At 36.5% G+C, this 11,551-nt stretch carries 15 protein-coding genes and 1 other RNA gene; 13 read left to right on the top strand and 3 right to left on the bottom strand.

All coding sequences use genetic code 11. The features are described 5' to 3' along the window. Positions 1–51: 51 nt before the first annotated feature. Together DYR29_RS05405 and DYR29_RS05400 are read left to right on the top strand one after the other, a co-directional pair. The gene (locus DYR29_RS05405) at positions 52–456 is read left to right on the top strand and encodes a hypothetical protein (protein WP_213279625.1); all 405 of its coding nucleotides are present in this window, start codon (positions 52–54) and stop codon (positions 454–456) included. A gap of 113 nt (positions 457–569) precedes the next feature. Further along, positions 570–704 (top strand): bacteriocin-like protein, encoded by a 135-nt coding sequence (locus tag DYR29_RS05400; protein ID WP_077417018.1) that lies wholly within the window; start codon positions 570–572, stop codon positions 702–704. A gap of 31 nt (positions 705–735) precedes the next feature. Here DYR29_RS05400 and DYR29_RS05395 read toward each other — a convergent pair whose 3' ends face one another. Further along, the gene (locus DYR29_RS05395; RefSeq protein ID WP_213279624.1) at positions 736–1,275 is read right to left on the bottom strand and encodes a DUF3828 domain-containing protein; all 540 of its coding nucleotides are present in this window, start codon (positions 1,273–1,275) and stop codon (positions 736–738) included. Between the two features lie 154 nt (positions 1,276–1,429). Between DYR29_RS05395 and DYR29_RS05390 the strand changes: the two genes are divergently transcribed. The 4 genes from DYR29_RS05390 to DYR29_RS05375 all read left to right on the top strand — a co-directional run bounded on the left by DYR29_RS05390 (position 1,430) and on the right by DYR29_RS05375 (position 3,111). Beyond that, a complete protein-coding gene (locus tag DYR29_RS05390; protein ID WP_114821366.1) occupies positions 1,430–1,942 on the top strand; it encodes a DUF421 domain-containing protein in 513 nt (170 codons plus the stop codon). A 5-nt stretch (positions 1,943–1,947) separates the two neighbouring features. After that, entirely contained in the window at positions 1,948–2,439 is a 492-nt protein-coding gene (locus tag DYR29_RS05385; protein WP_213279623.1) for a GNAT family N-acetyltransferase, read from the top strand. Between the two features lie 155 nt (positions 2,440–2,594). Next, positions 2,595–2,774, top strand: coding sequence for a quinol oxidase subunit 4 (locus tag DYR29_RS05380; protein WP_213279622.1), 180 nt, complete (start codon positions 2,595–2,597; stop codon positions 2,772–2,774). Between the two features lie 115 nt (positions 2,775–2,889). Continuing rightward, positions 2,890–3,111 (top strand): hypothetical protein, encoded by a 222-nt coding sequence (locus tag DYR29_RS05375; protein WP_167498849.1) that lies wholly within the window; start codon positions 2,890–2,892, stop codon positions 3,109–3,111. A gap of 40 nt (positions 3,112–3,151) precedes the next feature. Here the strand turns inward: DYR29_RS05375 and DYR29_RS05370 are convergent, their stop codons facing one another. Continuing rightward, a complete protein-coding gene (locus DYR29_RS05370) occupies positions 3,152–3,520 on the bottom strand; it encodes a DUF4286 family protein (protein WP_081983644.1) in 369 nt (122 codons plus the stop codon). 95 nt (positions 3,521–3,615) lie between these two features. On the opposite strand from DYR29_RS05370, the gene gyrA reads away from it, so the two are divergent. The 6 genes from gyrA (at position 3,616) to DYR29_RS05340 (ending at position 10,598) form a co-directional block, all read left to right on the top strand. After that, on the top strand, positions 3,616–6,201 hold the full coding sequence (gene gyrA, locus DYR29_RS05365) for a DNA gyrase subunit A (protein WP_213279621.1): 2,586 nt from the start codon (positions 3,616–3,618) through the stop codon (positions 6,199–6,201). A gap of 30 nt (positions 6,202–6,231) precedes the next feature. Further along, a complete protein-coding gene (locus tag DYR29_RS05360; RefSeq protein WP_213279620.1) occupies positions 6,232–7,269 on the top strand; it encodes a tetratricopeptide repeat protein in 1,038 nt (345 codons plus the stop codon). A gap of 221 nt (positions 7,270–7,490) precedes the next feature. Further along, positions 7,491–8,327, top strand: coding sequence for a 1,4-dihydroxy-2-naphthoyl-CoA synthase (locus tag DYR29_RS05355; protein ID WP_034697698.1), 837 nt, complete (start codon positions 7,491–7,493; stop codon positions 8,325–8,327). A 72-nt stretch (positions 8,328–8,399) separates the two neighbouring features. After that, on the top strand, positions 8,400–9,329 hold the full coding sequence (menA, locus tag DYR29_RS05350) for a 1,4-dihydroxy-2-naphthoate octaprenyltransferase (RefSeq protein ID WP_213279619.1): 930 nt from the start codon (positions 8,400–8,402) through the stop codon (positions 9,327–9,329). A gap of 17 nt (positions 9,330–9,346) precedes the next feature. Next, entirely contained in the window at positions 9,347–9,793 is a 447-nt protein-coding gene (locus DYR29_RS05345; protein WP_213279618.1) for an SRPBCC family protein, read from the top strand. Positions 9,794–9,911: 118 nt separating this feature from the next. Then, positions 9,912–10,598: a metal-dependent hydrolase gene (locus DYR29_RS05340; RefSeq protein WP_213279617.1), complete on the top strand. Its 687-nt coding sequence runs from the start codon at positions 9,912–9,914 to the stop codon at positions 10,596–10,598. A gap of 116 nt (positions 10,599–10,714) precedes the next feature. On the opposite strand, the gene ffs is transcribed toward DYR29_RS05340, so the two are convergent. Beyond that, positions 10,715–10,812: signal recognition particle sRNA small type (gene ffs, locus DYR29_RS05335), an RNA gene on the bottom strand. A gap of 131 nt (positions 10,813–10,943) precedes the next feature. Here ffs and DYR29_RS05330 point away from each other — a divergent pair. Continuing rightward, positions 10,944–11,546, top strand: a complete 603-nt coding sequence (locus tag DYR29_RS05330) for a DUF4199 domain-containing protein (protein ID WP_213279616.1) — start codon at positions 10,944–10,946, stop codon at positions 11,544–11,546. Positions 11,547–11,551: the final 5 nt, after the last annotated feature.

The raw sequence follows: 11,551 nt of genomic DNA, 5'->3' as shown, positions 1-11,551 counted from the left end.
TGGGTAAGAGATACAAAAAAAGGTTAGTATAATATTTAAAACCAATTAGTTATGAAAAATCGAATTCAAATATTGTTTGCTTCACTTTTCGTTTGTGGATTTGCTGCCGTTTTGAACACTGCCAAAGCCCAAACTACCAATCATAATACCATTGAGCCTATTCAGCTGAATAAGAGTGAGACTTTTACAGATATAAGAAATAAACTGGAAGCCAATTTTGACCTTACCAATCCTGATTACAAGCAGGGAACCGTAAATTCAGTAGTGAAATTTGATATTGCAAAAAATGGTAAAATTGTAAATGTACACTCTACAGGGGATTGTAAAACCGTAAGCAAAGAAATCGAAACAGTATTAAGCGATCTTGATTATAAAGTAGACCGCAATAAACTGACTGATAATATGGTTGCCTACACTTACGTAATGCCTGTAACCGTAGAGATCCACAGCAGATAATATTTATTACATATTATTCATGAAAGTGTGAATAATGAAAACTTATCAAAGTAAGTTGTAATAAAGAATAATCATATAGTTTTAATTTTGCTCTACCATAAAATTAAAACTATATGAAAAATTTAAAGAAGCTGACGAAGTCAGATTTGAAGTCAGTGTACGGAGGAGAGCCTAAAAAATACTGTACGTTTTGCGAATGGGCAAATAAAGTAATTTGCAGTGATGTTCCAATCGTTCAATGTCCGTAAAAAAAATAAAGCCGCTTGATAAGCGGCTTTTCTACTGCTGTGTACTTTGAACAAACTCTGTTAATCTCGTTTTAAGATCTTTGGAATTTCCGATTTTGTCAAAAGTAATATTGTCTATTCTCCATCCTTTTTCAGTATTGATGAGGTGTATGGTATCCATCCATGTCACTTTGGGGCTAGCCATATTGTATTCAAACTCTACCAGCGCTTCTGCTGTCTTATCATTCGTTGTAACAGACTGTATTTTATAACTGGTATACCCTTCGTATAAACTTGAAAACATTGCGCCCTCAAAGATCAGGGGTTTCTCATCAGGATGATCACTGTTTTTTACCTTCTCAATATCAGCTTTTGAAGCATTTATCGCATCTTCCAAAACCTTCTTTAAATCCTTAGAAAATAAGTCCCCGGAGATTGCCTGATTATAGAAAGCTTCATTAGATTTACCATATTGAGTGTAAAGCTCATTCACTTTCTCATTGATCGCTTTATCTCCAGGTTGAATGTCATTTTTTTTACAGGCAGTAAAAATCAGGAAAATAGCCAGATATAAAAATAGTTGTTTTTTCATCTTTGAATTATAATGTTATGAAGGCTGTCAAATCTTATACCAATAATCTCTTTCTGTAAACAACCAATCACTATCCGGTAATTAACAACATATTTATTCCGCAGCATTCATACAATAACAAAAAATCAATACATTTGAGTAGATAAAAAAAATTGTGGATCCTATTCTTAACGTTGCTGTCCGTTCTCTCTGCGTTTACCTTTTCATGGTAATTGCTATCCGTTTATTTGGTAAAAATCAGCTTTCTCAGCTCAATGCAGGAGATGTAGTATTGTTGCTGCTGATTTCAAATGCTGTCCAGAATGCGATGGTAGGTCCTGACACTTCTCTTCAGGGAGGAATTATTGCGGCATTGGTTTTGTTTGTTGCTAACTTTATTTTAAAAAGGATCATGTTTTCCAGCCGTTCCTTTCAGACCTTTATGGAGGATGAGCCGGTAATTCTTATCAGAGATGGCGTTGCAGATCAGGCAGCCCTGAACCGTGTGAAAATTACAGAAAGTGAATTGGAAGAAGCAATAAGAGAACATGGAATTGAAAACATAGACAATGTAAAACTTTCCGTTCTGGAAGTGGATGGGAATATCAGTGTCGTTTCTCAGGATGAGAAAAGCAAACAGACCCACTATTCAAGAATTAAAAGGAAAATAAAAAGAAAATACCATTAAATAAGATGAATTACGAATTAAGAGAAATGTTGCCCAGTGATGAAACCCGTGTGCTTGAGATCTTCCGTCAGGGAGTAGACGGTGGAATTGCCACTTTGGAAACAGAAGTTCCTACCGCTGAAGCCTGGAGTATGGAATATTTCAATGACTGCCGCTGGGTACTTGAAAATGAAAATGATGAAGTAATAGGATGGTGCGCTCTGAAACCAATCAGCAAAAGAGAAAGTTTTAAAGGAGTTGCAGAAGTAAGCATTTATTTTGATAACGAATACCAGGGAAGGGGATTGGGTTCCATATTGCTTAAAAAGATAATTCTGGATAGCGAGGACCACGGATTCTGGACATTGCAGACCAATATCTTCTCCGAAAATGAAATGGCCATCAAATCACATCAGAAAAATGGCTTCAGAGTAGTGGGAGTTCGTAAAAAAATCGGAAAGCTTAATAGAGAGTGGAAAGATCTTGTATTGATGGAAAAGAGAAGCGAAATCATTTAAAAAATTATAAATGATGAGTTCTGAATTGGCAACCAATTTATGATAGCTCCATAACTTTAAACTCTGAACCTTAAACCTTAAACTTTAAACCTTGAGCTTTGAATTTTTATTTTTTGGCACTACCATTGTAATATTAAACTGAAAAAATAGAAATAATGAAAAATATGTTTAAAATTACCGGAGTACTTATTGTGGCATTTATGCTGTCATCCTGCGTCGTTCATGATAATGGACACCGGGCTAAAACACTTCCTCCCGGACAGGCTAAGAAAATATATGGAGGAAGCGCAAAGGATTATGCACCGGGGCAGGTGAAAAAAAGAAGTGGCTATTAACCACTTGTGTGAAATGAAAAACTAGAAACAGTTTTAACATATATTAGCTTTATTTCAATTTCTTTTGGCATTAACATTGATATATTTCGCTATCGAAATTGAAAAAGTGAAAATAATGAAAAGTTTGTTTAAAATTGCTGGGGTAGGCATCGTTCTGCTAATGCTGTCATCGTGTGTGGTGAGTGAGCCTTATGGAAGAAGAATGCCACCGGGCCATGCAAAAAGGTATTATGGAGGAAGTGCAAGATATTATGCACCTGGCCATGTTCAGAAAGTGTATATTTATGAAGAGCGCGGTCATCATCACAGAGGCCGTGGTCATGGACATCACAGATAAAAAAGAAAAGCACTGATTTTTCAGTGCTTTTTATTATACATTATAATCTCGTTTTTTTCGGATTCAGGTAGGTATTAAAGATCATTACTTCCTGCCCGAACTTTTTCTCAATTCTTTCAGAGATGTTCAAAAGCTCGCTTTTAATAAAATCTTCCCGCAATTCATCATTTTCAAAGATTAGTAAGAGGTTGTAATTTTTACCATCTTCAATATAATCACTATGTACTTCAGAAAGAATATATTTGTCTACATCCATCAGGTTCTCAGTCATTAAAACCAATGTTTCATCAATATAATTTTCCCATTCTTCCAGGTTATCTTTCGTACAGTGGAAAGTTATACTTAATACTCCCATATTTTTATGAATTTTTAAGATTTTTTGGATAAATTCTACAGCAAAAATCGGCATTTTTTTCGTAAATTAGCCCGTTAATAAAAATTGGAAATAAATAATTTTCAGACTTACAGCTAAGAGTTTGAATATCATTACAATAAAATTTGTTTATGCAAAAAGAAGGAGAAAGACTGATTCCTATCAACATTGTTGATGAAATGAAGTCGTCTTATATCGATTATTCGATGTCCGTTATCGTTTCAAGAGCGTTGCCGGATGTAAGAGACGGCTTGAAACCTGTTCATAGAAGAGTACTTTATGGTATGTATGGATTAGGGGTGTTTTCTAATAGAAAATATTTAAAATCTGCGAGAATTGTTGGGGATGTTTTAGGTAAATATCACCCGCACGGAGATTCCTCTGTATACGATGCTATGGTAAGAATGGCTCAGGACTGGAGCTTACGTTATCCTCAGGTTGACGGCCAGGGTAACTTTGGTTCAATGGATGGTGACCCGCCTGCAGCAATGCGTTATACTGAGGCAAGATTGAAAAAAATCTCTGATGAGGTGCTTTCAGACTTAGATAAAGAAACAGTTGATTTCCAGAATAACTTCGACGACAGTTTACAGGAGCCGACAGTAATGCCAACTAAAATCCCGAACCTTTTGGTAAACGGTACTTCCGGTATTGCAGTAGGGATGGCTACCAATATGGCGCCACACAACTTATCAGAATCTGTAGATGCTATCTGTGCTTATATCGATAATAAAGAAATTACGATTGATGAGCTGATGCAGCACATCATTGCTCCGGATTTCCCTACAGGAGGTATTATCTACGGTTATGACGGAGTAAGAGATGCATTCCATACAGGAAGAGGTAGAGTTGTTTTAAGAGCTAAGGTTAGCTTTGATGAAATCGGAAACAGAAACGCTATTATCGTTAGTGAAATTCCTTATCAGGTTAACAAAGCGGAAATGATCGCAAGAACAGCTGAGCTTGTTAAAGATGAGAAAATCCCAGGTATCCACGAGATCAGAGATGAATCGGACAGAAAAGGGCTTCGTATTGTTTATGAATTGAAAAACGATGCTATTCCAAATGTTGTTCTTAATCTATTATATAAATATACAGCGCTTCAGACTTCTTTCAGTGTAAATAATATTGCATTGGTACACGGAAGACCAGAGCAGCTGAACCTCAAAGATATCATTCATCACTTTGTAGAGCACAGGCATGAGGTAATCGTAAGAAGAACTCAGTTTGAGCTTAAGAAAGCAAAAGAAAGAGCACACATCCTTGAAGGATTCATGAAAGTGATCGGAACTCAGGATGCTTTAGACAGAGCGATTTCTATTATTCGTCACAGTGCAAACCCTCAGGCTGCAAAAGAAGGCTTGATTGAAGCGTTTGAACTTTCAGACATTCAGGCTCAGGCGATCCTTGATCTTAGATTGGCTCGTTTAACAGGAATGGAGCTTGATAAGATCCGTGATGAATACGATGCCATCATGAAAGAAATTGAAAATCTAGAGGATATCTTAGCTAATGAGCCAAGAAGATTCCAGATCATCAAGGATGAATTGATCGAAATCAAAGAAAAATACGGAGACGAAAGAAGAACAGAAATTGATTACTCAGGAGGTGAAATGTCTATTGAAGATATTATCCCGAACGAAGCTGTAGTTCTTACCATATCTCACGCAGGATACATCAAGAGAACTTCACTTTCAGAATATAAAATTCAAAGTAGAGGTGGTGTAGGAAATAAAGCAGCAACAACAAGAGATTCCGATTTCCTTGAATATATTGTTTCTGCAACCAACCACCAGTATATGTTATTCTTTACAGAAAAAGGAAGATGTTACTGGTTAAGAGTATTTGAAATTCCGGAAGGCTCCAAAACAGCAAAAGGAAGAGCAGTACAAAATCTTATCAACATTGAACCGGATGATAAGATCAAAGCATATATCAGAACCAACAACCTGAAGGATTCCGAATATGTAAATCAAATGAGCGTTGTGATGGTTACCAAAAACGGTACAATCAAGAAAACATCATTAGAAGCCTATTCAAGACCAAGAGTAAATGGGGTGAATGCTATTGAGATCAGAGATAATGACCAGTTGTTGGGTGCTTACCTTACTAACGGAACATCTCAGATTATGATCGCTACTAAAAATGGTAAATGTATCCGTTTCCCTGAAGAAAAAGTAAGAGAAGTAGGTAGAGGATCTATCGGGGTAAGAGGAATCTTGCTTGAAGATGGTGATGAAGCTATTGGTATGATTGTTGTGAACGATGTAGAGAATGAAACAGTACTTGTAGTATCTGAAAAAGGATACGGTAAGAGAACTGCAGTAGAAGACTACAGAATTACAAACAGAGGTGGAAAAGGAGTTATCACTCTGAACATTACCGAAAAAACAGGAAATCTGATTGCTATTCAGAACGTAACAGACGAAGACGGATTGATGATTATCAATAAATCCGGTGTTGCGATCAGAATGGGAATGGATGAAATGAGAGTAATGGGTAGAAATACTCAGGGAGTGAAACTGATCAATCTTAAGAAAAATGACGAAATTGCAGCTATTGCAAAAGTAGCGATGGATAAGGATGTAGAAGAAGATTCTGAAGAAATTGAAGAAGGAACAGACATTGTAGCTGATAACCAGGAAAACGATACAATCCCTCAGGCTGAAAATGAAAATGCAGCAGAGGAAAATGAGAATTCTGATTCTGAAGAATAAATTGTACAATATAAATATAAAATAGTTATTATGAAGAAACTAATTTTAGGAATGGCTATCGTAGCGTCTGCTTTTGCTTTTGGGCAGAAAAAAGATGCTGCTGCTTTAAATGCTCAGCTTCAGGAAGCTAACAAAGTTGCTATGGATGCATATAATGCAAAAAATTATGCAGCTGCAGCACCTAAGTTTATAGAAGTTTATGACCTATTGAAGGCTAATGGACAAGACAACAAAATATATATGTATTATGCAGGACTTAGCCATGCGTTAGCGAATAACAGTGATCAGTCTATCAAAATATATACAGACCTTGTTAATTCCGGATTTACAGGAGTAGAAACTACATATACTGCAAAAGAGAAGAAAACAGGACAGGTAGTGAATCTTGATAAAGCGACTTGGGAGCTTATGAAAAAGAACCCGGACTATTCTGACTTCAAAACAGAGCAGACAAAAAGTATAGAACCAGATTTGTATGAAACTCTGGCTTCATTACTTCTTAATGCAAAAAAAGCGCCTGAGGCTCTTGCTGTTATCGAAAAAGGATTAGTTAAATTCCCAAACAGTGCTAAGCTTAAAGAAGCTCAGACTACAGCATATCTTCAGTCAGGAAATACAGATAAATTTGTTTCCGGATTGAAAGAACAATTAGCTAAGAACCCTAACGATGCAACAAACTGGTACAACCTTGGGGTAATGCAGGCTAAAAATCCTGCGACTGTTAATGATGCTTTAGAAGCATTTAAAAAAGCAATTGAACTTAAGCCTGACTTCTCTGATGCATACCAGAACTTAGTGTATACAACTATTGGTGATGATGCTAAAGTAGTAGGAGAGATCAATGCATTGAGAAAAGACAAACCGGATGAAGCTTCTAAATTAATCGACGCAAGAAGAGAAAGATTTGGAAAAGCATTACCATACGCTGAAGGATGGTATAAAGCAAATCCTAAGAGCATTGATGCTGTTTCTGCATTAAAAGAAATTTATGTAGTAACTAAAAACATTGAAAAAGTTAAAGAAATGAAAGCTAAAGAAGCTGAGCTTAGTGCTGCAGCAACAAAGTAATCATTTGATAACTCAATTATAAAAAGCCGGAACAGCAATGTTCCGGCTTTTGTTTTGTAAGAAAACAGAGTCCGTTGCTCATTCTGAAAAATACATTTTTATCCAATATTTGTAAGTAGAATTTTTGGATGAAAAATTTCTCTTCCTTATTGAAATGATGGGTAAATTTCACACAGATAATTTCTCTGTAATTCCGTATCTTTGAGAAAAATTTTTATAAGATGATCGAGTGGAAAACCGCCAAGGAATACGAAGATATTACCTATAAAAAATCTAACGGTGTAGCAAGAATTGCTTTCAACAGACCAGAGGTACGTAACGCTTTCAGGCCTAAAACAACTTCAGAATTATACGATGCTTTTTATGATGCCTATGAAGATCCTTCAATAGGAGTTGTATTGCTTTCAGGAGAAGGACCAAGCCCTAAAGACGGTGGATGGGCCTTTTGTAGTGGAGGAGATCAAAAAGCCAGAGGGCATCAGGGATACGTAGGAGAAGATGGAAGACACCGTTTGAATATCCTTGAAGTTCAGCGTTTGATCCGTTTTATGCCTAAAGTAGTTATAGCAGTAGTTCCTGGATGGGCAGTTGGTGGAGGGCACTCACTTCATGTTGTATGTGATTTAACGTTAGCAAGCGAAGAACATGCTATTTTCAAGCAGACAGATGCTGATGTTACAAGTTTTGATGGTGGTTACGGTTCTGCTTACCTTGCTAAAATGGTAGGACAGAAAAAAGCCCGTGAAATTTTCTTTTTAGGAAGAAATTACTCCGCGCAGGAAGCTTTCGAGATGGGAATGGTAAACAAAGTAGTTCCTCATGCTGAGTTGGAAGATACAGCTTACGAATGGGCTCAGGAAATATTAGCAAAATCTCCTACTTCCATCAGAATGCTGAAATTCGCTATGAACCTTACAGATGATGGGATGGTAGGACAGCAGGTTTTTGCAGGAGAAGCAACCCGTCTTGCCTATATGACAGAAGAGGCTCAGGAAGGAAGAAATGCTTTCCTTGAAAAAAGAAAACCAAACTTCGGAGAAGATCAATGGATATCCTAACATTAGTGATGGGAAATAAGTAATGAGCAATTTTTCATTACCTATTACCCATTGCTCATTACTTATAAATATATGACTGATTGGATAAAAGCCGCAAGGCTAAGAACTTTACCGCTTTCCTTAAGCGGAATTATTATGGGAGCCTTCATTGCAAAATGGAGACTTTACGGAGAAGGTGGAATCTGGGACTGGAAGATTCTGGCACTTGCTCTTTTGGTAACGCTTTTATACCAGATTTTATCAAATTATGCCAATGACTACGGTGATGGAGTAAAAGGTACCGATGCCAAGAGAATCAATGAGGCTGAAGCAAGAGCTGTAGCATCAGGAAAAATTACGGCAAAACAGATGAAAAATGCAGTGATTCTTTTCGCAGCATTGTCTTTCATTGCTACTATTGCTTTATTGTACGTTGCTTTCATTCCCAACTATATGAATGAATTTTATATTTTCATAGGACTGGGGGTAGCAAGTATTCTGGCAGCGATTGGGTATACAGTAGGTAAAAAACCTTACGGATACATGGGACTGGGAGATATCTTCGTGTTTATCTTCTTCGGACTGGTTTCTGTATGTGGAAGCTATTTCTTATTTACAAAAACCTTCAGCTGGGATATGTTATTACCTGGAACGGCTGTTGGAATGATGAGTATGGCAGTTCTTAACCTGAACAATATGAGAGATATTGAAAGCGATAAACTATCAGGAAAAAACAGCTTTGCCTTGAGAATAGGATTCAGAAACGCAATGATCTATGAAATGGTTCTGTTGCAGCTTCCTTTATTGCTGATTCTTGCATTTTTGGGAATAAACGGATTTATGCAGCAGCAAAATTATTACGTTTTCATCGTAATGATCTTGCTGATTCCTCTATCAAAGCTGAGAAGAAAGATTTTATCTGTAAAAGAACCAAAAGAATTAGACCAATATTTAAAGCAGGTAGGTATCATGACGTTTGTAATGGCCATTCTTACGGCAGCCGGACTTAATTTATTTAACTAAATCTAAAATAGTATATTATGAGTTCTAATGTCTATGTTGAAGCTCAAATGCTTATCAGAAAACCGGTTGAAGATGTTTTTGAAGCATTTATCAATCCTGAAATAACAACGAATTTCTGGTTCACAAAATCTACCGGAAAATTAGAAGAAGGTAAAACTATTACCTGGGAATGGGAAATGTATGGCGTGAAAAACGCAGTAAATGTACATCAGATCATTCCGAACCAACTGATCAGAACAGAGTGGGGAGATCCTTCAACAAATGTAGACTATGAATTCAAAACCATGGAAAAAGGAACTCTTGTTATCATTAAGAGCTACGGATTCAGCCAGAATGGCGAAGATCTGTTAAAAGTAATTAATGACAATACAGGTGGTTTTACAACGGTTTTAGATGGCTGTAAAGCATATTTGGAACATGGGATTAATCTTAGACTTATTGAAGATAAATTCCTATCGAAATAATAAATTAAAGAAAACACGAATGGCACGAATGCTTTCACGAATATCACTAATCTCATGGTGTTGTTTGTGAAATTATTTGAGTCATTTGTGTTTAATAACAATTGAAACTAAATTTAAAATGAAAATACAATTCTTAGGGCAAAATTGTTTCCTGTTCACTTACAAGGACAAAACAATTTTGAGCGACCCTTTTTACAACTACAAAAAAGCAGAATCAGGGTTTGATATTGCTGCTCAAAAAATCGATTACATCCTGCTGACTCATGCACATGGTGATCATATTGCTGATGTAGCGGAAGTTTTACAGCATTACCCTGAAGCTACCGTCATTGGAGTTCCTGAAGTATGCGGTTACTTCCAACAGGCAAAAAACAAAGACGATGTGAACCTCGGAGGATCAGCAAAAATCGACGATCTTAAAATTTCCATGGTTCCGGCTCATCATACAAGTTCTTTCCCGGATGGGAGCTATGGAGGCGTTCCTGTAGGGTATATCTTCAGACTTCCTGAAGGTAAGAACATCTATTTGGCCGGGGATACAGGAGTAATGGCTGATATGGAGCTATTCCCAAGATTATACGGAAAGATTGATCTTTCTATCCTTCCCATCGGAAGTCACTACACAATGTGTCCTAGAAAAGCTTCTTTTGCAGCAGCAGAACTATTGAAAACTCCAAAAGTAATCGGATGTCACTTTGATACTTTTCCTGCCATTGAGATCAATCATGAAAGTGCATTAAAACATTTTGCAGATAAAAATGTAGAACTTGTTTTACCGAAATTAGGAGAGACGTTCGAATTTTAATCAATAACGGGAGTCGGTAATCTGAAAATTAGAAAAAATGAAAATGATGCGTAAGGTATTAAAAACAAAAAAAGATAATTATCAAATTACCTCTCTTCTCACTTTAAACCAAAAAAAAATGGCAAGCTACCTAAATCACACCGCTACGACCGATTACCTTTGCTGCGTTCCCACCCTGGAGGATTCTCAGGAGCTGGTTGTTTAGGACTTGCCGTTGCAAAGGTAGGAATATTTTATAAACTTCAAAACTTTATTAAAGAAAATTAGTTGAAAAAATGCAGTGGTAAAGCTAAACGCCTGACATTTAGAGGGAAAATTTTTCAACTTTTTTCTAAAAATTTAAATATGACGAAAAGTCCATCAACACTAGGAATTATACTTTTTATCGCTACAATGATCGTTTTCTTTGTAGTTTACATTTTTTTCTCAGGAATCAATTATTTTGATATCTCTTTGAAAGCCAATGCTTTTGTTTTGCCTCTTCTCTATGCGGGGGCTGCTTTCTGGTCTGTAAAATCCTATTGGAACAACCATAGAGTAGTAAAATTCAAAGACGCTTTCAAAAGAGCATTCGTTCCGATGTTTGTCGGAGGAATTCTTTCCATCTTCAGTATTTATGCCTTTTTAAACTTTGTAGATCCGGCGGCCAAAAAGCTGTTGAACTACCAATATGTTCAGAGACAAAAATCAGAATTGGATACAGAATATACCTCTGCAAGAAAAATTCTGAAGCATCAGAAAGATATTGATGAGCTGGATCAGAAGTACAAAGAAAGGCTACAAAGCTTCACTCCGGAAGCTGTTAAAGGAAAAGATATGCTTACTGCAAGTCATTTTTCAGGATACTTTGCAGCAATTCTTATATTTTACGTAGTTTTGTCGGTGTTTTTCGGAGCATTTTTCAGAACAAGAACAATACATCAGCCCGAAGAAACAAATCAAGCCTAATTTTT

Origin of the sequence: Chryseobacterium indologenes, from assembly GCF_018362995.1 — a bacterium.
In the GTDB taxonomy this organism is placed as follows: Bacteria; Bacteroidota; Bacteroidia; order Flavobacteriales; family Weeksellaceae; genus Chryseobacterium; species Chryseobacterium indologenes_G.
This window is presented reverse-complemented; position numbering and strand designations above follow the sequence as displayed.

Bases quoted from the DNA above. Each gene is read 5' to 3' on its own strand.
- DYR29_RS05405 (WP_213279625.1), top strand. From the start codon at position 52: ATGAAAAATCGAATTCAAATATTGTTTGCTTCACTTTTCGTTTGTGGA.
- DYR29_RS05400 (WP_077417018.1), top strand. From the start codon at position 570: ATGAAAAATTTAAAGAAGCTGACGAAGTCAGATTTGAAGTCAGTGTAC.
- DYR29_RS05395 (WP_213279624.1), bottom strand. From the start codon at position 1,275: ATGAAAAAACAACTATTTTTATATCTGGCTATTTTCCTGATTTTTACT.
- DYR29_RS05385 (WP_213279623.1), top strand. From the start codon at position 1,948: ATGAATTACGAATTAAGAGAAATGTTGCCCAGTGATGAAACCCGTGTG.
- DYR29_RS05380 (WP_213279622.1), top strand. From the start codon at position 2,595: ATGAAAAATATGTTTAAAATTACCGGAGTACTTATTGTGGCATTTATG.
- DYR29_RS05375 (WP_167498849.1), top strand. From the start codon at position 2,890: ATGAAAAGTTTGTTTAAAATTGCTGGGGTAGGCATCGTTCTGCTAATG.
- DYR29_RS05370 (WP_081983644.1), bottom strand. From the start codon at position 3,520: ATGCCGATTTTTGCTGTAGAATTTATCCAAAAAATCTTAAAAATTCAT.
- gyrA (WP_213279621.1), top strand. From the start codon at position 3,616: ATGCAAAAAGAAGGAGAAAGACTGATTCCTATCAACATTGTTGATGAA.
- DYR29_RS05360 (WP_213279620.1), top strand. From the start codon at position 6,232: ATGAAGAAACTAATTTTAGGAATGGCTATCGTAGCGTCTGCTTTTGCT.
- DYR29_RS05355 (WP_034697698.1), top strand. From the start codon at position 7,491: ATGATCGAGTGGAAAACCGCCAAGGAATACGAAGATATTACCTATAAA.
- menA (WP_213279619.1), top strand. From the start codon at position 8,400: ATGACTGATTGGATAAAAGCCGCAAGGCTAAGAACTTTACCGCTTTCC.
- DYR29_RS05345 (WP_213279618.1), top strand. From the start codon at position 9,347: ATGAGTTCTAATGTCTATGTTGAAGCTCAAATGCTTATCAGAAAACCG.
- DYR29_RS05340 (WP_213279617.1), top strand. From the start codon at position 9,912: ATGAAAATACAATTCTTAGGGCAAAATTGTTTCCTGTTCACTTACAAG.
- DYR29_RS05330 (WP_213279616.1), top strand. From the start codon at position 10,944: ATGACGAAAAGTCCATCAACACTAGGAATTATACTTTTTATCGCTACA.